Consider the following 25,115-nt stretch of genomic DNA (forward strand, 5'->3'; position numbering starts at 1 on the left):
CCCGCGTATGCCCTTCAGCTAAATTCATGTGTGTGGCGATGATGGGTGAACAGCCACGGTCAGCGCGAAACATGACCTGCGTACTGCTCACAAACCCTCAGCCGCGCCTGCTTTGTGCAAGTGCATTGATGGACGGCGGCAGACTGCCAGCCGTCACATCAATATGGAGCTTTGCGTACGGCGTCGATGAACGCCCGAACCTTCGCGTGATCCTTGATGCCTTTACTCGCCTCTACCCCACCGCTGACGTCGACGGCGTAGGGTTTCACCCGGGCCACGGCGTCTGCGACATTTTCCGGGGTCAAACCACCCGCCAGAATCAATGGTTTGCTCAAAACCTGCGGAATCAATGACCAGTCGAAGGCCTCGCCGGTTCCGCCGGGCACGCCTTCAACGTAAGTGTCTAACAGCACGCCGCTGGCGCTTGGGTAAGCATTAACGGCAGCAGCGATGTCATCGCCGGCCTTGACCCGCAGCGCCTTGATGTACGGACGATGCCAGCCTTCGCACTCTTCTGCGGACTCATCACCGTGGAACTGCAAAAGATCCAGCGGCACCGCATCGAGGATCTCGCCCAACTCACAGCGGCTGGCGTTGACGAATAACCCCACCGTGGTCACAAACGGCGGCAACGCCTTGATGATCGCCCGCGCCTGCTGCACGTTGACCGCACGCGGACTCTTGGCATAGAACACGAATCCGATCGCATCCGCCCCGGCCTCGACTGCGGCCAGTGCGTCTTCTATGCGGGTAATCCCGCAAATCTTGCTGCGAACGGCTGACATGTCGATATAAATCCCAAGGTAAAATCCGAGAAAGTCCCGGATGGTAACAAAAGCGTTCGAGGGCGTCAGCCGTCAAGTTCGGAGAAACCCGTAAGGAAATGTGGCCCGATAAAACGCTCGGGCAACGGGAATTCGTCGTGATACTCGACCTGCACCAGATACAGCCCGTAAGGATGCGCTGTCACGCCACCGGAGCGGCGCTCGCGGCTTTCCAGCACTTCTTTCATCCACTCGACCGGCCGTTCGCCGGCACCGATGGTCATCAGTACCCCGGCGATGTTGCGCACCATGTGATGCAGAAACGCGTTGGCGCGGATGTCGAGCACGATCATCTTGCCGTGACGGGTCACGCGCAGGTGATGCATCTTCTTGATCGGTGACTTGGCCTGGCACTGACCGGCACGGAACGCACTGAAATCATGGGTACCGATCAGATACTGCGCGGCCTCGGCCATGCGCTCGACATCCAACGGGCGGTGGTTCCAGGTGATTTCTTCGTTGAGATGCGCCGGACGAATCTGGTCGTTGTAGATCACGTAGCGATAGCGCCGGGCAATGGCTTTGAACCGCGCATGGAAATGCGCCGGCATCACTCGCGCCCAACTGACGCTGATGTCGTGGGGCAAATTGATGTTGGCGCCCATGACCCAGGCTTTCAGCGAGCGATCGACCGTTGTGTCGAAATGCACCACTTGCCCGCAGGCATGCACACCGGCATCGGTACGCCCGGCGCACTGCAGCGAAACCGGCGAGTTGGCGACTTTCGACAAGGCTTTCTCGAGCTCTTCCTGCACCGTGGCGACGCCGGTCAACTGCCGCTGCCAGCCGCTGTAGCGCGAGCCTTTGTATTCAACGCCAAGCGCGACGCGGTAAAAGCCGTCGGGCGCCATTTCGGCGACCGGGTTATCTATGTTTGCCAAGGAGGGACAGCCTGCTGTTTTTTGCAAAGGTGGGCATTATAAGGCTGCGGACCGGGGATACCAGAGTTCTCTATTGGTCGTTCGGGCCCTATCGCGAGCAGGCTCACTCCTACAGGGGATCGCATTTCAAAATGTAGGAGTGAGCCTGCTCGCGATAGCAATTCTTCAAACACCGCTGAATCCGGCACAAACAAAAACGGCAGCCTCAGTGGCTGCCGTTTTTTGTTTAGCGCTGAATCAAGCCAGGTTCTTAAGCATTTCCTTGGCTTCATCACGCTGTTTCTCGTCACCCTCGGTCAACACTTCGTTGAGGATTTCGCTAGCTCCATCGTTGTCGCCCATGTCGATAAAGGCCTGAGCCAGATCAAGTTTAGTGGCGACTTCATCGGTACCCGCCAGGAAGTCAAAATCGTCTTCGCCCAGATCATCACCGCTTGCCGCATCGACGTCGGTAAAGGTCGGCTCGGCGATGTTTTGCGACAGACGATCCAGTTCAGCGTTGACGTCATCCAGCTCAGAAGCGAAGGCATCAGGTTCAGCCGCAGGGTTGCTGTCCATTTCGTCGGCCAGCGACAGATCGAAGTCGGCCGGCAGCTCCAGATCATCCTGTGGCACGTCAGCGACGACCGGCGGCTCGACTGGCGGCAGATCCTTCACGCCCTCGTCCAGATCCAGCAGGAAGTCATCGTCCGCCAGGTCAACCGCCGGTGCTGGCTCGGCACCGAGGTCCAGATCCAGGTCGAAATCCGACAGATCGTCCAGATTTTCTTTGATTTCGGTCTGCTGTTGCAGCACCGATTCGAAGCTCAGGTCGTCGTCGGACGGGAACTCGTCCAGCTCGACCGGCGCCTCCGGCTCAACCACCGGCTCAGGGGTGACCGGGGTGATGTTGTCGAGATCGTCCAGGCTCAGGTCGAACGCACTGTCCAGATCATCTGCAACCGGCGCCGGTTCCGCAGCCGGTACTTCCGGCTCATCCAGCAGCAAATCCTTGACGTACTGTGCGTCCAGCTCGGCAGCGACAGCGGCCGCAGCCAAACCGGCAGCAGCCACCACAGCCATGGCCGGGAAGCGGCTTTTCAGCTCTTCGACCTTGGCGAAGTTATCGCCATTGGCAACCAGTTGGCGCTCTTGACCGACGAACGCATCGCGATCGCCTTGCTGACCGTAGACTTCCATCAGTTTCAGGCGCAGATCGCTACGCTGCGGCTCAAGACTGACGCCCTCTTCCAGCAGCGCAGCAGCCTGATTCAGGCGACCGGCGTTGATGTGCGACTGGGCCTTGTCCAGCACGTCATCCGAACGCTCGCCAGCCGGGGCTACCAGTGGCGCGGCAATCGGTTCAGCCATGACCACTGGAGCGACGATCGGAGCTGGCGTTGGAGCAGCTACTGGCGCAGGAGCCGGCGTGTTGAGTTTGACGCTGGCGGCCGGGGTTTCCAGACCTTCGAAGCTGCTTTCCGGCAGATCCTGTTCGGCGGAGAACTCTTGCTCTTCAGACAGGGCGCGAGCCATGCGCAGGTGCTTCTCGGCTTCCTGCTGGGCTTTGCGGCGACGGGCCAGCAGCAACAGCAAGAGCAACAGAACCACGGCACCACCACCGATCAGACCCAGCAGGATCGGATTGGTCAGCAGCTCGTTGAAGGTCTTCTCGTCATCGACCACAGGCTTGGGCTCGACCACCGGCGTTTCCGCTGGCGTCTCGACCGGTGGTGCAATGGCGGATTCTGGCGTCGGCGATGCCGGAGCCGCTTCGGCCGGTGTTGCAGGCGGTGTCGCGGCCAGTTCAGCGGTGATCGCCGGAACCGGCGCAACAGCACCATTTGCAGCAGGCGCAGCGCCCGCCCCTTCGGCCTGCATCTTCGCCAGTTGATTGTTCTTCAGCTCGATCAGTTTCTGCAGCTTGTCCAGCTGGCTTTGCAGATCGCTCATGCGGCTTTTCAGTTCCTCGTTGTCACGACGGGTCGTGTCGAGGCTTTCCTGAGTCACTGCCAGTTTGTTGCTCAACGCCTTGGCGTCGCCCGCCGGGCCTTTGCCCCGGGCCTTGGCGCTTTCGGCGGAAACCAGGCTCAGGTTGTCGCTGGTGTTCTGCGCGGCGCCGGTGTTGGCGCGACCGCGCTTGGTCGCGTCGAGCTGCTGCTGACCGGTGCCAGGCTTGGCCACGTAACGACGCCCCTGACGCCAGGCTTCGTTCTGTGCCGCAACTTCAGCGATGGCCTTGGTTTGTGGCAACGCGGTGCTTTGCACCGAGTCCGGCAGACGCAGCACCTGACCGGTTTTCAGCCGGTTGATGTTACCGCCGATGAACGCATCGGGATTCAGCGCCTGAATCGCCAGCATGGTCTGCTGCACCGAACCGCCGGTGCGCGCCTTCGCGGCGATTTCCCACAAGGTATCGCGCGGCGTAGTGGTGTATTGAGTCGGGTGAGTGGCGCCAGTCGTCGGCGCGGCAATAGTCTGCGACGGCGCCGGTTGCGCGGCGGCATCAGCGGTCTGCGGCGAGAACTTCGACGGGTCCAGCAGCACGCTGTAATCGCGCAGCAGACGGCCGTTCGGCCACATCACCTGAACGAGGAATTTCACCATCGGTTCCGACAGCGGTTTGCTCGACGTTACGCGCAGCACGCTTTTGCCGTTGGCGTTGAGCACCGGAGTGAACGTCAGGTCATTGAGGAAGGCCTGGCGATCAACGCCGGCCTTGGCGAAATCTTCAGGGGAAGCCAGGCTCGGCACCACTTCGGCAGCGGTGAGATCCTTGACGTCGAGCAGCTCGATTTCAGCCACCAGCGGCTGGTTCAGGGTCGACTTCAGGGTCAGCTCCCCGAGCCCGAGGGCATGCGCCATACCGGAGGACAGCGCCGAGGCGGCCGCTATTGCTAACACCAGTTTGCGAACTTGAACCATAGCCTCATCCTTTGTTTGAACGTTCCTCGGCCAGCGAGAAGATGTTGAATACCGCTGCCGTAAGGCATTGCGCGCGACGACGACGGATGTCGCGCGCGATCATTTCTTTGATGCCCCGGAAAGTCCCGGAGGGTGAAACGTTATCGAGTGCTGCGGGCAAGCATAGCGCTCACCTAGAATCAGTCGACAAATTGTTGCCAAGTATCTTTTACAGCAGGTCTTTTATCAACAATTCAGCCACCTGCACAGCGTTAAGGGCTGCACCTTTGCGTACGTTATCTGACGTCAGCCACAGATTAAGTTCCGCCGGGTCGTCGACACCGCTGCGCACGCGACCGACATAGACAACGTCCTGCCCGACCGCGTCACCGACTGCGGTCGGATAATCGCCTGCTTCGACCAGCTCGATGCCCGGTGCAGCTTCGAGCGTGGCGTTGACCTTTTCCAGGTCCACCGCCTTCGCTGACTGCAAGGTCACGCTAAAGCTATCGCCAAAAAACACCGGGGCTTGAACGCAAGTTGCGGAAATCTTTAATAAAGGCAACGCCAGCACTTGGCGCAGCTCGCGCACCAGGCGTTTTTCCAGCAGCGTGTGACCCTGCGCGTCAGGCGTGCCGACCTGGGCCAGCAGGTTGAATGCCATCTGCCGATCAAAGAATGTCGGCTCCAGTGGGCGCATGTTCAGCAGCTCGGCGGTCTGGCGCGCCAGCTCGGTGACGGCCTCGCGACCCTGGGCGGAAACAGCCAGATTGGCGGTGACGTTGACGTATTGCAGGTCGATCAGATCGAGCAACGGCGCCAGCACCACGGCGAGCGTGGCGGCCGACGGGCTCGGGCTGCTGACCTGGAACGGCGCTTTCAAACCGGCGAGGACAGCGGCGTTGGCTTCCGGCACCACTTGCGGCGCCTGATCGGCCGGCAAGGCACCGGAAAGATCGATCAGCGAGCAACCGGCCGCTTGCGCGCGAGCGGCGTAGCTCAGGGTGATGGCCGGGCCGGCAGCGAAGAACACCAGTTTGACCTTGCTGAAATCGAACTCGTCGACTTCACGCACGCGCACGTTCTTGTTGCGAAACAGCACCGAACTGCCAGCGGATTCGCTGCTGGCCAACAGGTGCAGGTTGCCGACCGGAAAGTCGCGCTCTTCGAGAATCTGTACGAGGGTTTCGCCGACAGTACCGGTGGCGCCGATCACGGCAATATCTAGGGTCTGGGTCATGGTGCGAGCCTCTGGCGAAACGGGGGGAGCGGCACTTTACCGGGTGACTGCCGCACAGGCAATTCGGCGGTGCCTGTACGGGCCTCATCGCGAGCAGGCTCACTCCTACAGTGATCGGTGTTGATCAGAAAATTTGTGCACACCACCACCCCTTGTAGGAGTGAGCCTGCTCGCGATGGGGCCAGACCAGACAACCAAAAAATTCCAGGTATAAAAAAACCCGTACCTCTCACAAGGCACGGGTTCTTTCATTGCTTCATGCGATCAACGCTCCAGCAAGATCCGCAGCATGCGACGCAGCGGTTCGGCCGCGCCCCACAGCAGTTGGTCGCCGACGGTGAAGGCACCGACGAACTGCGAACCCATGTTCAGCTTGCGCAGACGGCCGACTGGCACGTTCAGGGTGCCAGTGACCTTGGTCGGGCTCAGCTCCTGCATGCTGATCTCGCGCTGGTTTGGCACCAGTTTGACCCAAGGGTTGTGCTGGCTGATCAGCCCTTCGATATCGGCGATCGGCACGTCTTTGTTCAGCTTGATGGTCAGCGCCTGGCTGTGGCAGCGCATGGCGCCGATGCGCACGCAGATGCCGTCGACCGGGATCGGGCTCTTGAAGCGACCGAGAATCTTGTTGGTCTCGGCCTGGGCTTTCCACTCTTCGCGGCTCTGGCCGTTTGGCAGTTCCTTGTCGATCCACGGGATCAGGCTGCCGGCCAGCGGTACGCCGAAGTTTTCGGTCGGATACGCGTCGCTGCGCATGGCTTCGGCCACACGACGGTCGATGTCGAGGATCGCGCTGGCCGGATCGGCCAGTTGATCAGCGACAGCGGCGTGGGTCGCGCCCATTTGCTTGATCAGTTCACGCATGTTCTGCGCGCCGGCACCGGAGGCCGCCTGATAGGTCATGGCGCTCATCCACTCGACCAGACCGGCCTCGAACAAGCCGCCCAGCCCCATCAGCATCAGGCTGACGGTGCAGTTGCCGCCGATGTAGTTTTTGGTGCCCGCATCCAGCTGCTGGTCGATGACCTTGCGGTTGACCGGATCGAGAATGATCACCGCGTCGTCGTTCATGCGCAGGCTGGACGCCGCGTCGATCCAGTAACCCTGCCAGCCGGCCTCGCGCAGCTTGGGGAATACTTCGCTGGTGTAGTCGCCGCCCTGGCAGGTCAGAATCACGTCGAGGGTCTTCAGCTCATCAATGCTGTAAGCATCCTTGAGCGGAGCAATGTCCTTGCCCACGGACGGGCCTTGGCCACCGACATTGGAAGTGGTGAAAAACACCGGCTCGATTAGATCGAAATCCTGCTCTTCCAGCATCCGCTGCATGAGCACGGAACCGACCATCCCGCGCCAACCGATCAGACCTACACGTTTCATCGCAACTACACCTTCTTGAAAAGTGGGCCGCTGCTTTGTATTGAATTTCGCAGCGGGCCCGAGAGATTACAGATTCCGCAGCGCGGCGACTACTGCGTCGCCCATTTCCTGCGTACCGACTTTAGTGCAACCGGCCGAATAGATGTCGCCCGTGCGCAGACCCTGGTCGAGTACGACGCTGACGGCTTTTTCAATGGCATCGGCCGCGTCGTGCAGATTGAAGCTGTAACGCAGCATCATCGACACCGACAGAATCGTTGCCAGTGGGTTGGCAATGCCTTTACCAGCAATGTCCGGAGCAGAACCGTGGCAAGGCTCATACATGCCCTTGTTGTTCGAATCCAGCGAGGCCGACGGCAGCATGCCAATGGAGCCGGTGAGCATCGACGCTTCGTCGGACAGGATGTCGCCGAACATGTTGTCGGTGACGATCACGTCGAACTGCTTCGGTGCGCGCACCAGTTGCATGGCGGCGTTGTCGACGTACATGTGGCTCAGTTCGACTTCTGGATAGTCTTTCGCCACTTGCTCGACCACTTCACGCCACAGCTGGCTGGAAGCGAGTACGTTGGCCTTGTCCACCGAGCAGAGCTTCTTGCCACGGACCATGGCCATGTCGAAACCGACACGGGCAATACGGCGGATTTCGCTTTCGCTGTACGGCAGAGTGTCGTAGGACTGACGCTCGCCGTTTTCCAGGGTACGGGTACCACGCGGCGCGCCGAAGTAGATGCCGCCGGTCAGCTCACGAACGATCAGGATGTCCAGGCCGGCGACGATTTCCGGCTTCAGGCTCGACGCGTCAGCCAACTGCGGGTACAGAATCGCCGGACGCAGGTTGCCGAACAGGCCCAGTTGCGCACGGATTTTCAGCAGACCACGCTCAGGGCGAATGTCACGCTCGATGGTGTCCCATTTCGGGCCGCCGACAGCGCCCAGCAGCACCGCATCGGCAGCGCGGGCACGGTCGAGGGTTTCGTCGGCCAGCGGCACACCGTGCTTGTCGATGGCGGCGCCACCGATCACGTCATGGCTCAGCTCGAAGCCCAGGCTGTACTTGTCGTTGGCCAGTTCCAGCACCTTGACCGCTTCGGCCATGATTTCCGGACCAATACCGTCGCCTGGGAGAATCAGAATCTGCTTGCTCATGCTTTCCTCGTGTCTTCAGTCGGTGCGTCACTCATGACGCGCCCGGAAAAATTCTTATCGTCCGGCCATCAGCACAATCACATCTGTACTGAACGAGCCGTCGGCATCAATCTCAAAATATTCGCGCACTTCGTTGCCCATCGACTGCTGCAACTGGCGGATCGCCGCGCGCATCACTTCGGGTGTGCGCATGCGCTCGACCCAACTGCTGTATTCCAGGCGCAGACGCTGCCGCGTGGTGCTGCGGGTATGCAGCCCGGCCTCGCTGACCTGGCGCAACCACTCGCCAGCGGAATAATCGCGCACATGGCTGGTGTCGCGCAGCACTTCGACGCTTTGCAAGTAAGTGTCGAACAACGGGCTACCCGGTGACAACACGTCAACGAAAGCCGCCACACCGCCCGGCTTCAGCACACGACGCACTTCGCGCAGAGCCACACCGAGATCGCTCCAGTGATGCGCCGAATAACGGCTGAACACAAAATCGAACTCGCCATCGGCAAACGGCAGACGCTCGGCGGCGCCGTTGACCGTGACAATGTTGCTCATGCCGCGATCAACGGCGGCGGCAGCGACCACGTCGAGCATTTGCTGCGACAGGTCGTAGGCGACCACTTCCCTGACCAGCGGTGCGACATGAAAACTGACATGACCGGCGCCACAACCCAAATCCAGTACCCGGGCGTTGCCCTGCCCGGCCAGTTCGGCTTGTAGCAGCGCAAATTCAGTGCCTTGAGCGTGAACGGCGCTGCTCAGGTAGGCGGCGGCCTGTTCACCGAATTGCTTCTGGACAACCTGCGTGTGTTGGGCGGTGTTGGTCATGGGGACTTCCTTTTTGGGGTGAGTCTTGTGGTGCTTTTTGAGGGCCTCATCGCGAGCAGGCTCACTCCTACAGGGGAACGCATTTCAAATGTAGGAGTGAGCCTGTTCGCGATGGCGTCATTCGCCACACACAAATCACGCGTCGCGGAACAACCACGGCTGGCTAACCCGATGCTTGGCCTCGAAGGTGGCAATCGCATCGCCGTCCTGCAAGGTCAGGCCGATATCGTCCAGACCGTTCAACAGGCAATGTTTGCGGAATGCATCGATTTCAAAGCTATAAACCTTGCCATTCGGGCTGGTCACGGTCTGTTCGTGCAGATCGACCTGCAATTGATAGCCCGGCTCGGCCTCGACCTGCTTGAACAATTCATCGACTTCAGCGTCGCTGAGGATGATCGGCAGCAAACCGTTCTTGAAGCTGTTGTTGAAGAAGATGTCGGCATAGCTCGGCGCAATGATGCTGCGGAAACCGTATTCTTCCAGCGCCCACGGCGCGTGTTCACGGCTGGAGCCGCAACCGAAGTTCTCGCGGGCCAGCAACACGCTGGCGCCCTGGTAACGCTCGGCGTTGAGGACGAAGTCCTTGTTCAGCGGACGCTTGGAGTTGTCCTGATACGGCTGGCCGACATCGAGGTAACGCCACTCGTCGAACAGGTTCGGGCCGAAACCGGTGCGTTTGATCGACTTCAAGAACTGCTTTGGAATGATCTGGTCGGTGTCGACGTTGGCACGATCCAAAGGCGCGACAAGACCAGTGTGCTGGGTAAATGCCTTCATCTTTACTGTGCTCCTTGGATCAATTCACGGACGTCGATGAAACGACCATTCACCGCTGCCGCAGCAGCCATGGCCGGGCTGACGAGGTGGGTACGGCCACCGGCGCCCTGACGGCCTTCGAAGTTACGATTGGAGGTCGAGGCGCAATGCTCGCCGGACTCCAAACGGTCCGGGTTCATCGCCAGGCACATCGAGCAACCCGGCTCACGCCATTCGAAACCGGCTTCGAGGAAAATCTTGTCGAGGCCTTCGGCTTCCGCCTGCGCCTTCACCAGACCCGAGCCCGGCACAACGATCGCTTGCTTGATGGTCGAAGCGACTTTGCGGCCCTTGGCGATGACTGCCGCAGCGCGCAAATCTTCGATTCGCGAGTTGGTGCAGGAACCGATGAACACGCGATCCAACTGAATATCGGTGATCGCCTGATTAGCGGTCAAACCCATGTATTTCAAGGCGCGAACGATCGAGTCGCGTTTGACCAGATCCATCTCTTTGGCCGGGTCCGGCACGTTCTGATCAACGGCCAACACCATTTCCGGCGAAGTGCCCCAGCTGACTTGCGGCTTGATCTGTGCGGCGTCGAGTTCGACGACGGTGTCGAACTTGGCATCAGCGTCGGAGACCAGGTCTTTCCAGGCCTCGACGGCCATGTCCCACTCCGCGCCTTTCGGTGCGAACGGACGACCCTTCACATAGTCGACAGTCTTCTGATCCGCTGCCACCAGGCCAACACGGGCGCCGGCTTCGATGGACATGTTGCAGATGGTCATGCGGCCTTCGACGGACAAGTCGCGGATCGCGCTGCCGGCGAATTCGATGGCATGGCCGTTACCGCCGGCGGTGCCAATTTTGCCGATCACCGCGAGGACGATGTCCTTGGCGGTCACGCCGAACGGCAATTGCCCTTCAACGCGCACCAGCATGTTTTTCATTTTCTTGGCGACCAGGCACTGGGTGGCGAGCACATGCTCGACCTCGGAAGTGCCGATACCGTGCGCCAGAGCGCCGAATGCGCCGTGGGTCGAGGTGTGCGAGTCGCCGCAGACCACGGTCATGCCCGGCAAGGTTGCACCCTGCTCCGGACTGATCACGTGGACGATGCCCTGGCGGATGTCGTTCATCTTGAATTCGACGATGCCGTATTCATCACAGTTGTCATCGAGGGTCTGAACCTGCAAACGCGAGACCTGGTCGGCAATGGCTTCGATGCCGCCCTTGCGCTCTGGCGTGGTCGGTACGTTGTGGTCCGGGGTCGCGATGTTGGCATCGATGCGCCAAGGCTTGCGACCGGCCAGACGCAGGCCTTCGAAGGCTTGCGGCGAGGTCACTTCGTGAATGATGTGACGATCGATGTAGATCAGCGCAGAGCCATCGTCGCGCTGCTTGACCAAATGCGAATCCCAGAGCTTGTCGTAGAGCGTTTTGCCGGCCATCAGACGGTTCCTCATCAGCTTGTTTCTATGCCCTGGGCTTATCAATAACCCTTTGGCTTGTGAGGCCGATCCTATGGGGTTAGATTAAATAACTCAAATTCATATTTTTTATGCTTTGGATAACCAACTGGAATACGAACATGGATCTGGCCAACCTCAACGCTTTTATCGCGATTGCCGAGACGGGCAGCTTCTCCGGCGCCGGCGAAAGACTGCACCTGACGCAACCGGCAATCAGCAAACGCATCGCCGGACTGGAGCAACAACTGAAGGTGCGACTGTTCGATCGTCTGGGCCGTGAAGTCGGCCTGACCGAGGCCGGCCGCGCCCTGCTGCCGCGGGCTTATCAGATTCTCAATGTGCTGGACGACACCCGCCGGGCGCTGACCAATCTGACCGGTGAAGTCAGCGGCCGGCTGACGCTGGCGACCAGTCACCACATTGGCCTGCACCGTTTGCCGCCGTTGTTAAGGGAGTTCACCCGCCGCTATCCACAAGTCGCGCTGGATATTCAGTTCCTCGATTCGGAAGTGGCCTACGAGGAGATTCTCCACGGCCGAGCGGAGCTGGCGGTGATTACCCTCGCGCCGGAGCCGCACACGCTGGTCAAAGCCACGCCGGTGTGGGACGACCCACTGGATTTCGTCGTCGCTCCCGAGCATTCGCTGATCAGCAATGGTGCCGTCAGTCTGGCGGACATTGCCGGTCATCCGGCGGTTTTCCCCGGCGGCAACACATTTACACACCATATTGTCCAACGCTTGTTCGAGGCCCAGGGACTGACGCCGAACATCGCCATGAGCACCAACTATCTGGAAACCATCAAGATGATGGTCTCCATTGGCCTGGCCTGGAGCGTGTTGCCGCGCACCATGCTCGATGATCAGGTGGCAAGCATCGCATTGCCGGGCATACAGCTCAGTCGCCAGCTAGGCTATATCGTGCACACCGAACGGACGCTATCGAATGCGGCAAGAGCGTTTATGGCCTTGCTGGATGCTCAAATCGATCTGCCAGGGACTCTGGGCTAACTTGTGCTACTCCTATAGAGCCGCTGTCCCTGTGCCTAAATGCCACCACCGCTCAAGGCCTGTTAACGATGCCGAAATCTGTTGACCGAATTCCGCCGATGCCGCGCATTCAAGCCATTGACCCGCGACGTTCCGAGCAGAGCTGGGAGAGCGCGCCGCAATTGCTCGCCGCGCTCAACGGTGCCCGGCTCGGCGCCTGGTACTGGGACATCGAGCGCGGGCAGATCAGCTGGTCACGGGGCACCCAGGCATTATTCGGCTTCGATCCACGCCAGCCGCTGCCGGAAGATCTCGAATACCTCGATTTGCTGCCGCCGGAAGACCGCGCAAAAACCGTCCGTGCCTTCCATGCGGTGATTGCCGGCGCGCCGCTGGAACAGGCGATGCATCACCGCATCCGCTGGCCCGACGGCAGCCTGCATTGGCTGGAGATCAATGGCAGCCTGCTCCCGGATAAAAACGGCCGCCCCCGAATGATCGGGGTGATTCGCGAAATCACCCACCAGCGTCAACGCGAACAGGCCTTGAGCAGCTCGGAGAAACGTTTCGCCACGCTGTTTCACCTGTGCCCGAACATGGTCTTGCTCACTCGCCAGGAAGACGGCCTGATCAGCGAGGCCAACCAGTATTTCGAAAGCCTGTTCGGCTGGCCGGTGCAGAGCGCGATTGGCCACACTACCCTGGAACTGGGCCTGTGGGTGCACCCCGAGCAACGCGCCGAACTGGTCAGGAAGACCAAGGCCAAGGGCGAACTGATCAGCATGGAAGTGCAGTTTCGCGCCAGCAACGGGCAGATTCATGACGGCATTCTCAGCGCGCAAAAGGTTGAACTCGAAGGCCAGCCGTATCTGCTCAGCACTTTCCTCGACACCACTGAGCGCAAAGCCGCCGAACACGCCCTGAAAGACAGCCAGGAACGCCTCGATCTGGCGCTGGATTCGGCGCAGCTGGGCACCTGGGACTGGCATATCCCCAGTGGCATGCTCTACGGTTCGGCACGCGCCGCGCAGTTGCACGGGCTGGAACCGAAACCGTTCCATGAATCCTTCGACGAGTTTTTCGAAGGCGTGCCCGGCGAAGAGCGCGACAGCATGCGCGACGCCTATCGCAGCCTGCGCGAAGGCCCGGCGGGCAATTATCAGCTGACGTATCGCGTGCAACTGCCGGACGGCAGCTCACGCTATCTGGAAAGCCGCGCGCGCCTCTATCGCGACGACAACGGCGCGCCACTGCGCATGGCCGGCACGCTGCTGGACATCACCGATCAGGTCGAACGCGAACAGCGACTGGTGGCGTCCGAGGAGAAATTTGCCACGCTGTTCCAGGTCAGCCCCGACCCGATCTGCGTCACACGGCAGGACAGCGGCGAGTTCATCGAAATCAACTCAAGCTTCACCCAGACTTTCGGCTGGAGCGCCGCCGACGTGATCGGCCGCACCGCCGAAGACATCGGCCTGTGGGACGCTTCGGCGAAAAGCCTGCAACGCATCGAACGGGTGATCCGCGAACAAGGCCTGAGCAATGTCGCGATCATCGTCCAGCACAAGGATGGCCAGTCGCTGACCTGCGTGATTTCCAGCCGGCAGATCAGCGTCGGCAATCAGCCTTGCATCGTCACCACCCTGCGCGACATCACCCAGCAGCAACGCTCGGAAGCGGCGCTGAAGGCCAGTGAAGAGAAATTCGCCAAGGCGTTTCACTCAAGCCCTGACGCGATCACCATCACCGAACGCGATACCGGACGCTATCTGGAGGTCAACGACGGCTTCTGTCGCCTCACAGGTTATCGCGCCGATGAGGTGGTCGGCAAAACCGTGTATCAGGTCGGCATCTGGGCCGAGGAAAAACAACGTTCGGCACTGCTCGCTGAATTGCAGATCAAGGGCCGCGTGCACCATCAGGAAATGCTCGGGCGCAACAAACGCGGGGAATTGCTGACGGTGGAAGTTTCGGTAGAGCCGATCACCCTGAATGAAACGGCGTGCCTACTGCTGACCGCCCGCGACGTCAGCCTGCTGAAAAACGCCGAAGCGCAAATTCGCCATCTGGCTTACCACGATCCGCTGACCAACCTGCCCAACCGCGCGTTGCTGATGGATCGCCTGAGCCAGCAGATCGCCCTGCTCAAGCGCCACAACCTGCGCGGTGCACTGCTGTTTCTCGATCTCGACCATTTCAAACACATCAACGATTCGCTGGGCCACCCGGTTGGCGACACGGTGCTGAAGATCATCACCGCACGGCTCGAAGCCAGTGTGCGCATGGAAGACACGGTGGCGCGGCTGGGCGGCGATGAATTCGTGGTGTTGCTCAGCGGCCTGGAAGGCTCGCGCAACGAAGTCAGCGTCCAGGTGCGCGAACTGGCCGACACCATCCGTGAATTGCTCTCGGAGCCGATGTTCCTCGACGGTCAACGCCTGCAAGTGACGCCGAGCATCGGCGTGGCGCTGATCCCCGATCACGGCTCGACCCCGACCGACCTGCTCAAGCGTGCCGACATCGCCCTGTATCGGGCCAAGGATTCCGGGCGCAACACCACGCAGATGTACCACAACACCATGCAGAAAGCGGCCAGCGAGCGGCTGCGCATGGAAACCGATTTGCGCCTGGCCCTGTCTCGCGGCGAATTCAAAGTGCACTTCCAGCCACAGGTCGACGCACGGGGCAATCGCATCATTGGCGCCGAGGCCCTGGTGCGCTGGAATCACCCGGAACTCGGCGCACAATCGCCGACTGAATTCATTAAGGTACTGGAGGACAGCGGCCTGATTCTGGAAGTGGGCACCTGGATCCTCGACGAAGCCTGTGAGGCCTTCAAACAACTGATCGCCGCCGACCTGATCGACCCTTTCGACTTCAGCCTCTGCGTAAACATCAGTCCGCGACAGTTCCGCCAGAACGACTTCGTCGAACGCATCGAACGCAGCATGACCAGCCACGGCCTGCCCTGCTCGCTACTCAAACTGGAAATCACCGAAGGCATCGTCATTCAGAATCTGGAAGACACCATCAACAAGATGCGCCGCCTGAAAAAACTCGGCGTGAGTTTCGCCATGGACGATTTCGGTACAGGTTATTCATCGCTGACCTACCTCAAGCGCTTGCCGGTGGACACGCTGAAAATCGACCAGTCGTTTATCCGCGACGCGACCACCGACCCGAACGACGCGGAGATCATCCGCGCAATTGTCGCCATGGCCCGCAGCCTCGAACTCGAAGTGATTGCCGAAGGCGTGGAAACCCCGGAGCAGTTGGCCTTCCTGCAAGGTCTGGGTTGCCACTTGTATCAGGGCTATCTGCACAGCCGCCCATTACCGCTGGAGGGTCTGAAAAAGCTGCTGCCGTGACGCGCAACTTGCAACAGAGGCGCAATTGCCAGGGTTGGCGGCAACCTGTAGGGTCGCGTTTTTTGCGCCGTTTCGAGATCAGTCATGCAGGATGCAACCCTTCCCCGCCCAGCCCTGCTGGGCATCGACCTTGGCACCACCAACAGCTTGATCGCCGTCTGGCAGGACGGTCAGGCGCGTTTGATTCCCAACGCCCTCGGCGATGTGCTGACTCCCTCGGTGGTCAGCCTCGATGAAGACGACACGATTCTGGTGGGCAAGGCTGCCCGCGCAAGACTGACCACGCACCCGGACCGCACCGCCGCTGCCTTCAAGCGGTTCATGGGCAGCGACAAACAAGTCGAACTCGGCAGTCGCCCGTTCAGCCCTGAAGAACTGTCGGCGCTGGTGCTCGGCTCACTCAAGCAGGACGCCGAAGCCTTTCTTGGCCACCCCGTCTCGGAAGCGGTGATTTCCGTACCGGCGTACTTCAGTGACGAGCAACGTAAACGCACCATGTTTGCCGCTGAACTGGCCGGACTGTCCGTCACGCGCCTGATCAACGAGCCGACCGCCGCGGCCATGGCTTATGGGCTGCATGAACAGAAACTCGAACGCACGCTGATCTTCGATCTGGGCGGCGGCACCTTCGACGTCACGGTGCTGGAATACGCGCTGCCGCTGATCGAGGTGCATGCATCCACCGGCGATAACTTTCTCGGCGGCGAAGACTTCACCGCCGCGCTGTTGGAGGCCTGCCTCAACGACTGGCAACTGACGCCGTCGATGGTCGACGCGCAAGGCATGGCCAGCCTTGGCGATGCGCTGGAACAGCTCAAGTGCAAACTGGGTGAAAGCAAACAACAACTGAGCTGGCGACATGCCGGGCAGACATTCGAATGGTCACTGGATGAAGCCGCAGCGGTGAGAATCTGGGAGCCCCTGCTCGGCCGCTTGCGCGCGCCTATCGAACAAGCCCTGCGTGATGCGCGACTCAATCCACGCGACCTCGACAGTCTGGTGCTGGTCGGTGGTGCCACGCGGATGCCGGCGGTGCAGCAATTGGTCGCCACGCTGTTCGGGCGCCTGCCCTATCGACATCTTGATCCCGACACGATTGTCGCGCTCGGAGCGGCGACACAAGCGGCCTGCAAGGCACGCGATGGCGCCGTGGAAGAGTTGATCCTGACTGACGTCTGCCCCTACACGCTGGGCATCGAGACCCTGCGCGGCAAAGGCGTCGAAGGCGCTTTCTCGCCGATCATCGAGCGCAATACCGTCATTCCGACGTCACGGGTGGAGCGCTATTACACGACGCATCCGCACCAGGAAAAAATCCGCATTGCGGTGTATCAAGGCGAACGGCCGTGGGTACGCGACAACATTTTCATCGACGCTTTCGATGTCGCACTGATGCCCACCGATCACATCCAGCAACTGGATGTGCGCTTCAGTTACGACATCAATGGCCTGCTCGAAGTTGACGTGACGTTGCTGGAAACACGGGCGCGGCACAGCCACAGCATCGACCGTAGTCCCACCGGGCTCGACGAACAGGCACGAAAAAACAGTCATGACCGGCTCGCCACACTCAAGGTCCACCCTCGCGATGCCCTGCCCAACCGCACGTTGCTGGCGCGGCTGGAACGTGCGTGGATGCAGAGCCTCGGCGACGAACGCGAGCAGATTGCCGAATGGCTGTACAGCTTCACGCGCGTGCTCGGTGACCAGCAATCAGCAGAGATCGCCAGCCACCGCACACAGCTCAACGACGCGCTGGATGAATTGCGCCTCTAGCCGATAAGCCGGCGCAAAGCGGCCTGCAAGCCACCGGACAACGGGTCTTCACGGAAACTCTCCGGTGGTACGCCATAGCGGTTGGGCAGTTTTTCGCCGGGAAAACCGAACAGCACCAACGGCAGAAACGGCAGGACCGGGGTCAGACCCGCGAGTATCAGAAAGGTCGGCAAACCTCGGCCCATGTCATGCAGGCGTCGCAATATGGCGCTGAGCAACAGCGCCACCGCCAGTACCAGCACAACGCCGGCGGAAAACATTGAGCCGCTGAACAATCCCAGCAACGGCGTGAGCAGCACGATGCCGATCACCTGCCCGACAAATGCCTCACGCCCCAGCCGTGTGCCCAGGCGCCAGAACGCGGTGGCCGGGGCCGCACGCGTGTCAGCCTTGGCCAACAGCAACCGTTCCGACCACGACAGCAAGGCACTGAAGGCAAACCGCGAACCGAGCCCGTTCTGCGTATCGTCCTTGGCTCGCTGCAGGCGCATCAGGGTTTTCTGCCGTGGCACGCCAGCGTTGCCGTACTGCACCAGATCCTTGAGCACATCCAGCGCCAGGTAAAACCCATCGATGTCGTTGACGCCTTCATCCTCCAGCGCCTGACGTGGCGGTCGCGTCGGCTCGCCCTTGATCAAGCTGTGGCGGAAACCGTCGAACCAATCCTGGGGATTGACGATTTCGGTGATCCTGTCGAGCAGGAAGCGCCGCTGTTTGGCGTCAAACAATCCGCAGTGATAGAGCACCGCCGTCAGGAGCATCCGCCCTAACAGGTCATCGTCGAATGCACTCAGATCGCTGCGCATGCACTCGAACAAGCGGTCATTACTCAGCAAGCGCAGGCTGTCGAGGGCTTCCTGCACACCGCACATTTCCCGTGCGAGCAGCGCATGCACCGGATCCTCGGTTTGCAGGAAGCCGAGCAGACCCTCGCAGTTGCCTTGCTCACGCAACAATCGCTGCAACAGCGGCTGCAAGCGGCTGAGTGGGTGCGACGGGCTGAAAGCCAATTGCTCGAGCAGCGCCGCGTCGGTCAGTGACAAGCAACGCTCCGGTTGCCCGAGCAAGGCCAGCAACCAAACGGTTTGCGCATGCCATTGCCACAGCGCCTCTCCTGACCCCGACGGCGGCAACAGGACATCGCGCTGACTCAGTTGTAGCAACAGCGCCAGTTCCGACAAATCCGTGCTGGCGCGCGTATCGTTCAGCTTGAAGTCTTCGCCAATGCGCTCGAGGGCGGCGCAGCTGTACGGGCGCAAGCGGCGTAACCAGAGGCGGCAGAGGCTGTGCGGCGGATCTTCTTTCAGGGCGTCGGGCAGTGGTGGCGAATCCGCGCCTGCGTGGACCCAGGCGTTCATCGCCAATGGGATCGGCGCTTGCGTCAACCAGCGCACATGCTGCTCGGCCTGATCCTTGAACCCACTCAGCACCAGCGCCTCGAGAGCATCCACCGGCAGAGGTTCGTCGAGTATCTGCTGCAACAACGGCACGTCACCGCGATGAAGCGCCCAGGCATGCCGGTACAGTCGTTGCAATCTGGCGTCGTCATGACTGCCAAACAACAGAGGCAACAACGGCAGCTCATCGTCGTGCATGCGCCAATCGACAAAAGCCTTGGCCAATCCTTGCAGCTCGATGCGGCCGATGCCCAACCAGCGTGTCAGGGTTTCGGGACGCTGTGAGGGGCTGCCATATGGCTGGCTGACGTGGCCCGGATCACTCGGCCAGGCAGTGAACGGCAATCCACAATCAAAGGCCTGAATCAGTAAGGGCAACACGTCCGGTTGGCGCTCTGCACACAACGCCATCAAATGGCTTTCGGCCTGCGGATGACGATGTTCCTGCCAGAGCCGAACCCAGCACGGCAACGCCTGATCATCCAGCCCCGACAGACTGCTCTGGCAGGCCAGCAAGTACAGCCAGTCGACATCGTCGGGGTTTGCCGCCTGCTGTTCGACACATATCTGCAACAGGCCGGGTCCGGCGATGCCCGCCTGAACGAACTGGGTCAACAGGCGTTTGCTGTAGGCGTCGTCGTTGGGCAATGCCTGGCACGTGTGCTGACTGGCGAAGTCAGCGAACTCATCGAGCGAACGCTGGGCGAAGATGAAGTCGAGGCTGCGCGCATACCACAGCGATTCGATCTGCACCGCCTCGGGCCAGGTGTTCATCAGGGTCGTGTCGAACGGATCGCCCGTTTTCAGCCGTTGCAGAAAGGCTTCCACAGACTGCGCATCAGCAAACGACAGATCCAGCAACTGCTGGTCCCAAGCCATTCGCCGGGCGAGCAGATACGCGCAACGATAAGACAACGGTCCAGCGTCGGCCAGCCGATGGTACAAACCCCAACTGAGGTCTTCGAGGGCCTCCAGGGACAATTGATCGAGTGAACGGACAAACGCCTGCCAGGCGTTGAAGTCGAAGCGCCGCGCGGGGTCGTCCAGTAACTCGCAAAAATCCACGAAGGCCTGCGGAACCTCGACAACGGCGGGTTCCGGCTCGTCGAACACCTCTGGCTCTTCTTCCTCTTCATCACGCGCCAGTCGCAGGGCGTTTTCGTAGGCCATGCGCAGCGCTTGAAAACCTTGCGGATCGGTCTCTGGATGATGCGCCGGCAGGCGGGCCCGGTAAGCATCGCGAATCAGGGTTTCGTCGGTAGTGGGCTCGATGCCCAGATGAATCCAGCAACTCATGACCAGTCGAACTCCTTGAGCGATTCGGGACGTTGCGACAGATCCAGTTCCATCTGCCAGGGCAAGCCAGCGAGGAACTGCGGGATATTCCGGTCGAGTCCACGGGCAATCAGCAGGTTGTGCGAACTCTGCCCCTGGCGATCCAGTTCAAACGCCAGCTCATCGTCACTTTTGCTCAGGCAGGACCAGAAGGTGCGGCCGACCAGGAAGCCATGAAAGTAAGCCATCCAACTGCCGTAATGGTATTGCGCCCTGACGGCCAGACGACTGTGCAGCCAATTGCTCTCGGCCAGATCGATCCAATGGTTACGCACCGCGCAACGCAGGAGAAATCCCATCCGCCCGTAGTCCCAGGACAAGATGCCACCCGGGCCACAGCTGCCAAAAGTGCGGCTGGCAAACTCATGCAGAATGCGCTCGCGGGGCTCCAGACTGTCGAGCAAGGCTCGCCACTCGCTCGGCAGACAACGCTGCCACGCCAGATAGGCCTCTGCGAGGTGCGTGGCATGGCCGTGGTCGGCCATGCGCTCGATCATGTCGAACAACTGCAGCCGGTTGTCGATGCCCCAGCTGTCTTTCAGATCGATGTAGTCGTCATCGCAGAACGCCGGATCGTCATACCCGGCTCCAGGATTGAGCGCCGCCATTGGCGCAGACAGGGCGCACAGCCAGCGCTGTTGAATCTCGTCCATGAAAAAGGCTCCAGGCCGACCGATAAGGAATGGGGTCGGCAAAACTGCGCGGATTGTAAAGAGCCGGGACAGCAGCGGCAAACACTGCATCGGGTTTTCCTGCGCGCACAAAAAAGGCCCCGACGTATCGGGGCCTTTGTTCTGCAGCTCAGTCGCTGTTCAGACGTGTGTTCGTCTGCCAGTGACTCAGTGCTGCAGAGCCGGTTTCTGCGTCCCGTTGATCGGGATGCGTTTGGCTTTCGCTTCTTCCGGGATCACCCGCAACAGGTCGATGCTCAGCAGACCGTTACTGAGGTCGGCGGCCTTGATCTCGATGTGATCGGCCAGGCGGAAGGACAGCTTGAAAGCACGCTGGGCGATGCCCTGATGCAGGAAGGTCACACCTTCATTGGCATCACGTTTGCCGCCACTGATGGTCAGCACACCCTTCTCGACTTGCAGGTCCAGGTCTTCTTCCTGGAAACCGGCAGCGGCTACGACGATGCGGTATTGATCGTCACCGTGTTTTTCGACGTTGTAAGGTGGATAGGTGCTGCCTGGCTCATTGCGCAAGGCGGTTTCGAACAGGTCGTTGAAACGGTCGAAACCTACCGAGGAACGGAACAGTGGCGCGAGGGAAAATGCAGTACTCATGGTTCAAATCTCCTGAAAACAATCAGCAAGGTTTTCTGTCTCCGCGACCCGAATTCGGCATCGCGTAACCCTTAGATAGGGACCGCTGAAATGTTTTCAAGAGACTGTTTGCAGATTTTTTTCAGGCCGCTTCGGCAACCGGCAGACCGAGCAGACGCGAGACTTGATCCGGTTCCGTCTCGCGGCGCAGGACGGTGAACAGCTCGGTGGCTTCCGGATAATTGCGCGTCAGCATGGCCAGCCATTGCTTCAGACGACCCGGCGATTGGCGGGCGGTCATCTGCGCCTTGGCCTGTAGCCAGAAGTCCTGGATCAGCGGCAGCAGCTCGGCCCAGGTCATTTCCACAACCTCTTCACCGGCCCGCGCAGCAGCGATCTGTTTGGCCAGATCGGGTCGTGAGACCAGCCCGCGACCGAGCATGATGTCTTCGACGCCGCTGATTTCACGGCAACGGCGCCAGTCTTCGACGCTCCAGATATCGCCGTTGGCGAACACCGGTACCTTGACCACGTCCTGCACACGCGGGATCCACTCCCAATGCGCCGGCGGTTTGTAGCCGTCCATTTTGGTCCGTGCGTGAACCACGATGTGTTCGGCGCCGCCCTCGGCCAGCGCCGTCGCGCAGACCAGCGAACCGTCCGGGCTGTCGAAGCCCAGGCGCATCTTCGCGGTGACGGGAATGTGCGCCGGTACGGCACGACGCACGTGCTCGACAATCTGGTTGAGCAGTTCCGGCTCCTTGAGCAGGACCGCACCGCCACGGGATTTGTTCACAGTCTTGGCCGGGCAACCGAAGTTGAGATCGATCACTTCGGAACCGAGTTCGCAGGCCAGCGCCGCGTTTTCCGCCAGGCACACCGGGTCGGAACCAAGCAATTGAACACGCAGCGGCACACCGGATCGGGTGCGGGCGCCGTTGAGCAGCTCCGGGCCGAACTTGTGGAAGTAGGCCGGTGTGAGCAATTGATCGTTGACCCGGATGAATTCGGTCACGCACCAATCGATGCCGCCAACGCGGGTCAGCACGTCGCGCAGGATGTCGTCGACCAACCCTTCCATGGGCGCCAGAGCAATTTGCATGGGGAAAACACTACTTGAGGAAAAAACGTGCGGCAGTTTACTGGATTACGAGAAAAACCGCAGATCCCTTGTAGGAGTGAGCCTGCTCGCGATAGCGGTGTGTCAGTGAGGCATATTTTGGCTGGCACACCGCTATCGCGAGCAGGCTCACTCCTACAGTTTAAATTTGGGCAGATTCTGAGGGCTGGATCGCGGGACCGTAGCCTTCGATAAATTCGGCCGGCATGCGCTTGGGTTTGCCGGTGGACAATTCGATGCAGACAAACGTGGTTTGCGCGCGCAGCAGCGTGGCGTTGTCGCTCGGACGCTTGAGCTGGAAATGCCGGGTCATTTTCAGGCGCTGGTCCCAATCGACGATCCAGGTCGCCAACTGCAGCTCGTCGCCTTCATAGGCAGCAGCCAGATAATCGATTTCGTGGCGCACCACCGCCATCGCCCGATCCAGACGCCGGTACTCGACCAGATCCAGCCCCAGACGCTGCGAATGCCGCCAGGCGCAGCGTTCGAGCCAGGTCACGTAGACCGCGTTGTTCGCGTGGCCCAGCCCGTCGATGTCCTCGGCGCCCACTTGCAGATCAATGGTAAACGGCGTTGCCCGATCCCAGCCCATGCCCCACTCCCGGTCAATTATTCAACCGGGGCAGTGTAACGGAGCTCACGCCGATTGGCGCGCCTGAAGGCTACGGCCCGCCAGCAGTGATAACACGCCATCAATCACTCGGGGGTCAGCCAGGACGCGCTGGTGACCACCGCTTTCGAGGCGCAGCAAACGGCTGTCAAACCAGGATTCGTGGATCAGTTGCGATTCTTTGACCGAGACAAAGTTGTCGTCCTCGGCGTGCACGATCAGGCCAGGCATATCCAGTTGATAGTGAGCGACGTCAAGGGTCGCGGCGCGCATGCCGACGTCCCGCTCGACCTGACGAATGAACGCTGAACGCGCTCTCGGCGGCATCCCCACGTAGCGCGCAAAACCGCGCAACACGCCAAGAATGCGGGCAGGAGCGGCAATGCTGACGAGGGTTTCGGTGCGCAGGCCCAATTGCACCGCGAGCATCGCACTGGCGCCGCCCATGGAGTGGCCGATGACGGCTTGCAATGGCGGCAGTTCGGCAGCGGCTTCAAGCATGGCTCGGGCGAACAGGACGACATTGGCCTCACGTCCCGGCGAGCTGCCGTGGGCCGGACCGTCGAGTGCGACGACGGTGTAGCCAGCGTCGACCAATGCCGTGATCAACGAAGCGAACTGCGTGGGTCGCCCTTCCCAACCGTGCATCAGCAGCACGGTCGGGCCTTGCCCCCAGCGCAGCGCCGATAAACCAAAGCGCAACGTGATCCGTTCGGAATTGGCCAGCAACGGCAATTCCCAATCCCGCAGAGGCAAGGCGCGCGGCGTCATGAACGCCAGACGCATTTTGCTTGCTACCTGTTTCGGTGCAATCCAGCCCAAGGTGCCATTAACGCCACGAATCCACTTCAACGTGTTCATCGCTCTCTCCTCAGGCGTGTTGCCTTCAGGTCAACGCACCGCCGACTTGGCTGCGCGCAGCAATCGATCAGACAAATCTCCAGGGCCAAGCGCTCTTGCGAGTGCCAGACCACCCACCATCAAGGCCACGTCGGCCAGGGCTTTGTCGGTGTCCTCAGGGCTGGACGCCAACTGCGCAATCATCAATTCCAGGTGTTCGTTGAGAGCCAGACGGAACGACTCCGGCAAGCGACCCAACTCACCGATGGACGCCGGAATCGGGCACGCCGCATCGCTGGAATCCCGGTGCTTGCGCGACAGATAGAACGCAGCGACCAGCGCACGGCGTTCTTCACCAGTCAGTTCGGCATCCATATCGGCGATCAAGTCGCGGCGGCGACCCAGTAACTGCTTGAACGCTTCGAGCATCATTGCGTCCTTGCTTTCGAAGTGCGCGTAGAAGCCGCCGACAGTCAGGCCGGCCGCGCCCATCACTTCGCCCACGCTTGGGTCTGCCGGACCACGCTGGATCAGCGCAGCGCTGGCAGCCTTGAGGATGCGTTCGCGGGTTTGAGCTTTTTTATCGTTCATCGTTGCCTCCGAATATTACGACTAGAATATTATTCGCATAATAATATTCTGCAAGTCAAGGATATGACCGCTGGTCTGAAGCACAGTGTAAGGAAAAAGGAGATTTGGCCAAACGCCAGACAAACAAAAGGGCCATTCAATAATTGAATGACCCTTATAAAATCCCGCAGAGCGGGTAATCGTGGCGTCCCCTAGGGGACTCGAACCCCTGTTACCGCCGTGAAAGGGCGGTGTCCTAGGCCACTAGACGAAGGGGACACAAACCTTCTATACAACTGATCAGTGCTGAGATCTGATCGATTCAAGGCCGGTGTGGCCAGACCTTGAACTTGTAAAATTGGTGGAGCTAAGCGGGATCGAACCGCTGACCTCCTGCATGCCATGCAGGCGCTCTCCCAGCTGAGCTATAGCCCC

Annotated in this window: 19 protein-coding genes and 2 tRNA genes; 3 read left to right on the plus strand and 18 right to left on the minus strand. The window is 60.4% G+C overall.

Translation table 11 applies throughout. From position 1 onward, the window contains the following. Positions 1–158 precede the first annotated feature (158 nt). From JFT86_RS26490 to leuC, 9 genes are all read right to left on the minus strand, one after another. Complete coding sequence (locus JFT86_RS26490) at positions 159–785, minus strand: phosphoribosylanthranilate isomerase (RefSeq protein ID WP_201239068.1); 627 nt, start codon at positions 783–785, stop codon at positions 159–161. A 65-nt stretch (positions 786–850) separates the two neighbouring features. After that, positions 851–1,675 carry a tRNA pseudouridine(38-40) synthase TruA gene (gene truA, locus JFT86_RS26495; RefSeq protein ID WP_034152768.1) on the minus strand — a complete coding sequence of 275 codons (825 nt, stop codon included), beginning with the start codon at positions 1,673–1,675 and terminating at the stop codon, positions 851–853. 267 nt (positions 1,676–1,942) lie between these two features. After that, positions 1,943–4,609, minus strand: a complete 2,667-nt coding sequence (locus JFT86_RS26500; protein ID WP_201239069.1) for a FimV family protein — start codon at positions 4,607–4,609, stop codon at positions 1,943–1,945. 208 nt (positions 4,610–4,817) lie between these two features. Then, the gene (locus JFT86_RS26505; RefSeq protein WP_201239070.1) at positions 4,818–5,828 is read right to left on the minus strand and encodes an aspartate-semialdehyde dehydrogenase; all 1,011 of its coding nucleotides are present in this window, start codon (positions 5,826–5,828) and stop codon (positions 4,818–4,820) included. Positions 5,829–6,092: 264 nt separating this feature from the next. Next, the gene (gene asd / locus JFT86_RS26510) at positions 6,093–7,205 is read right to left on the minus strand and encodes an aspartate-semialdehyde dehydrogenase (RefSeq protein ID WP_064363920.1); all 1,113 of its coding nucleotides are present in this window, start codon (positions 7,203–7,205) and stop codon (positions 6,093–6,095) included. A gap of 66 nt (positions 7,206–7,271) precedes the next feature. Next, positions 7,272–8,354: a 3-isopropylmalate dehydrogenase gene (gene leuB / locus JFT86_RS26515; protein WP_003226430.1), complete on the minus strand. Its 1,083-nt coding sequence runs from the start codon at positions 8,352–8,354 to the stop codon at positions 7,272–7,274. A 54-nt stretch (positions 8,355–8,408) separates the two neighbouring features. Further along, positions 8,409–9,176: a class I SAM-dependent methyltransferase gene (locus JFT86_RS26520; protein WP_201239071.1), complete on the minus strand. Its 768-nt coding sequence runs from the start codon at positions 9,174–9,176 to the stop codon at positions 8,409–8,411. 135 nt (positions 9,177–9,311) lie between these two features. Then, the gene (gene leuD / locus JFT86_RS26525) at positions 9,312–9,956 is read right to left on the minus strand and encodes a 3-isopropylmalate dehydratase small subunit (protein WP_201239072.1); all 645 of its coding nucleotides are present in this window, start codon (positions 9,954–9,956) and stop codon (positions 9,312–9,314) included. A 2-nt stretch (positions 9,957–9,958) separates the two neighbouring features. Then, on the minus strand, positions 9,959–11,389 hold the full coding sequence (gene leuC, locus JFT86_RS26530) for a 3-isopropylmalate dehydratase large subunit (RefSeq protein ID WP_201239073.1): 1,431 nt from the start codon (positions 11,387–11,389) through the stop codon (positions 9,959–9,961). Between the two features lie 140 nt (positions 11,390–11,529). Between leuC and JFT86_RS26535 the strand changes: the two genes are divergently transcribed. The 3 genes from JFT86_RS26535 to JFT86_RS26545 all read left to right on the plus strand — a co-directional run bounded on the left by JFT86_RS26535 (position 11,530) and on the right by JFT86_RS26545 (position 17,543). Beyond that, a complete protein-coding gene (locus JFT86_RS26535) occupies positions 11,530–12,420 on the plus strand; it encodes a LysR family transcriptional regulator (RefSeq protein ID WP_201239074.1) in 891 nt (296 codons plus the stop codon). 68 nt (positions 12,421–12,488) lie between these two features. After that, positions 12,489–15,767, plus strand: a complete 3,279-nt coding sequence (locus JFT86_RS26540; protein ID WP_201239075.1) for a PAS domain S-box protein — start codon at positions 12,489–12,491, stop codon at positions 15,765–15,767. Between the two features lie 84 nt (positions 15,768–15,851). Next, positions 15,852–17,543 (plus strand): molecular chaperone HscC, encoded by a 1,692-nt coding sequence (locus tag JFT86_RS26545; protein ID WP_201239076.1) that lies wholly within the window; start codon positions 15,852–15,854, stop codon positions 17,541–17,543. Here JFT86_RS26545 and JFT86_RS26550 read toward each other — a convergent pair. The 9 genes from JFT86_RS26550 to JFT86_RS26590 all read right to left on the minus strand — a co-directional run bounded on the left by JFT86_RS26550 (position 17,540) and on the right by JFT86_RS26590 (position 25,115). Beyond that, positions 17,540–20,236: a DUF805 domain-containing protein gene (locus tag JFT86_RS26550; protein ID WP_201239077.1), complete on the minus strand. Its 2,697-nt coding sequence runs from the start codon at positions 20,234–20,236 to the stop codon at positions 17,540–17,542. The two genes, JFT86_RS26545 and JFT86_RS26550, sit on opposite strands and share 4 nt — an antisense overlap. Continuing rightward, entirely contained in the window at positions 20,233–20,928 is a 696-nt protein-coding gene (locus JFT86_RS26555; RefSeq protein WP_201239078.1) for a DUF1266 domain-containing protein, read from the minus strand. The genes JFT86_RS26550 and JFT86_RS26555 overlap by 4 nt, the downstream gene beginning before the upstream one ends. A 186-nt stretch (positions 20,929–21,114) precedes the next feature. Next, positions 21,115–21,561: an Hsp20 family protein gene (locus JFT86_RS26560; RefSeq protein ID WP_166219861.1), complete on the minus strand. Its 447-nt coding sequence runs from the start codon at positions 21,559–21,561 to the stop codon at positions 21,115–21,117. Positions 21,562–21,682: 121 nt separating this feature from the next. Then, complete coding sequence (locus JFT86_RS26565) at positions 21,683–22,642, minus strand: tRNA-dihydrouridine synthase (protein WP_201239079.1); 960 nt, start codon at positions 22,640–22,642, stop codon at positions 21,683–21,685. 160 nt (positions 22,643–22,802) lie between these two features. Beyond that, a complete protein-coding gene (locus JFT86_RS26570; RefSeq protein WP_201239080.1) occupies positions 22,803–23,252 on the minus strand; it encodes a thioesterase family protein in 450 nt (149 codons plus the stop codon). 45 nt (positions 23,253–23,297) lie between these two features. Next, on the minus strand, positions 23,298–24,131 hold the full coding sequence (locus JFT86_RS26575; RefSeq protein ID WP_201239081.1) for an alpha/beta hydrolase: 834 nt from the start codon (positions 24,129–24,131) through the stop codon (positions 23,298–23,300). 30 nt (positions 24,132–24,161) lie between these two features. Then, positions 24,162–24,701: a TetR/AcrR family transcriptional regulator gene (locus tag JFT86_RS26580; RefSeq protein WP_201239082.1), complete on the minus strand. Its 540-nt coding sequence runs from the start codon at positions 24,699–24,701 to the stop codon at positions 24,162–24,164. Between the two features lie 182 nt (positions 24,702–24,883). Beyond that, positions 24,884–24,959 (minus strand) — tRNA-Glu (locus JFT86_RS26585). Positions 24,960–25,039: 80 nt separating this feature from the next. After that, positions 25,040–25,115, minus strand: a tRNA-Ala gene (locus JFT86_RS26590).

It is taken from the genome of Pseudomonas sp. TH06 (assembly GCF_016651305.1).
Classification (GTDB): domain Bacteria; phylum Pseudomonadota; class Gammaproteobacteria; order Pseudomonadales; family Pseudomonadaceae; genus Aquipseudomonas.

Bases quoted from the DNA above. Each gene is read 5' to 3' on its own strand.
- leuD (WP_201239072.1), bottom strand. From the start codon at position 9,956: ATGAAGGCATTTACCCAGCACACTGGTCTTGTCGCGCCTTTGGATCGT.
- JFT86_RS26575 (WP_201239081.1), bottom strand. From the start codon at position 24,131: ATGAACACGTTGAAGTGGATTCGTGGCGTTAATGGCACCTTGGGCTGG.
- JFT86_RS26555 (WP_201239078.1), bottom strand. From the start codon at position 20,928: ATGGACGAGATTCAACAGCGCTGGCTGTGCGCCCTGTCTGCGCCAATG.
- leuC (WP_201239073.1), bottom strand. From the start codon at position 11,389: ATGGCCGGCAAAACGCTCTACGACAAGCTCTGGGATTCGCATTTGGTC.
- JFT86_RS26580 (WP_201239082.1), bottom strand. From the start codon at position 24,701: ATGAACGATAAAAAAGCTCAAACCCGCGAACGCATCCTCAAGGCTGCC.
- JFT86_RS26535 (WP_201239074.1), top strand. From the start codon at position 11,530: ATGGATCTGGCCAACCTCAACGCTTTTATCGCGATTGCCGAGACGGGC.
- JFT86_RS26545 (WP_201239076.1), top strand. From the start codon at position 15,852: ATGCAGGATGCAACCCTTCCCCGCCCAGCCCTGCTGGGCATCGACCTT.
- asd (WP_064363920.1), bottom strand. From the start codon at position 7,205: ATGAAACGTGTAGGTCTGATCGGTTGGCGCGGGATGGTCGGTTCCGTG.
- JFT86_RS26490 (WP_201239068.1), bottom strand. From the start codon at position 785: ATGTCAGCCGTTCGCAGCAAGATTTGCGGGATTACCCGCATAGAAGAC.
- JFT86_RS26560 (WP_166219861.1), bottom strand. From the start codon at position 21,561: ATGAGTACTGCATTTTCCCTCGCGCCACTGTTCCGTTCCTCGGTAGGT.
- leuB (WP_003226430.1), bottom strand. From the start codon at position 8,354: ATGAGCAAGCAGATTCTGATTCTCCCAGGCGACGGTATTGGTCCGGAA.
- JFT86_RS26520 (WP_201239071.1), bottom strand. From the start codon at position 9,176: ATGACCAACACCGCCCAACACACGCAGGTTGTCCAGAAGCAATTCGGT.
- JFT86_RS26550 (WP_201239077.1), bottom strand. From the start codon at position 20,236: ATGAGTTGCTGGATTCATCTGGGCATCGAGCCCACTACCGACGAAACC.
- JFT86_RS26500 (WP_201239069.1), bottom strand. From the start codon at position 4,609: ATGGTTCAAGTTCGCAAACTGGTGTTAGCAATAGCGGCCGCCTCGGCG.
- JFT86_RS26565 (WP_201239079.1), bottom strand. From the start codon at position 22,642: ATGCAAATTGCTCTGGCGCCCATGGAAGGGTTGGTCGACGACATCCTG.
- truA (WP_034152768.1), bottom strand. From the start codon at position 1,675: ATGGCGCCCGACGGCTTTTACCGCGTCGCGCTTGGCGTTGAATACAAA.
- JFT86_RS26505 (WP_201239070.1), bottom strand. From the start codon at position 5,828: ATGACCCAGACCCTAGATATTGCCGTGATCGGCGCCACCGGTACTGTC.
- JFT86_RS26570 (WP_201239080.1), bottom strand. From the start codon at position 23,252: ATGGGCTGGGATCGGGCAACGCCGTTTACCATTGATCTGCAAGTGGGC.
- JFT86_RS26540 (WP_201239075.1), top strand. From the start codon at position 12,489: ATGCCGAAATCTGTTGACCGAATTCCGCCGATGCCGCGCATTCAAGCC.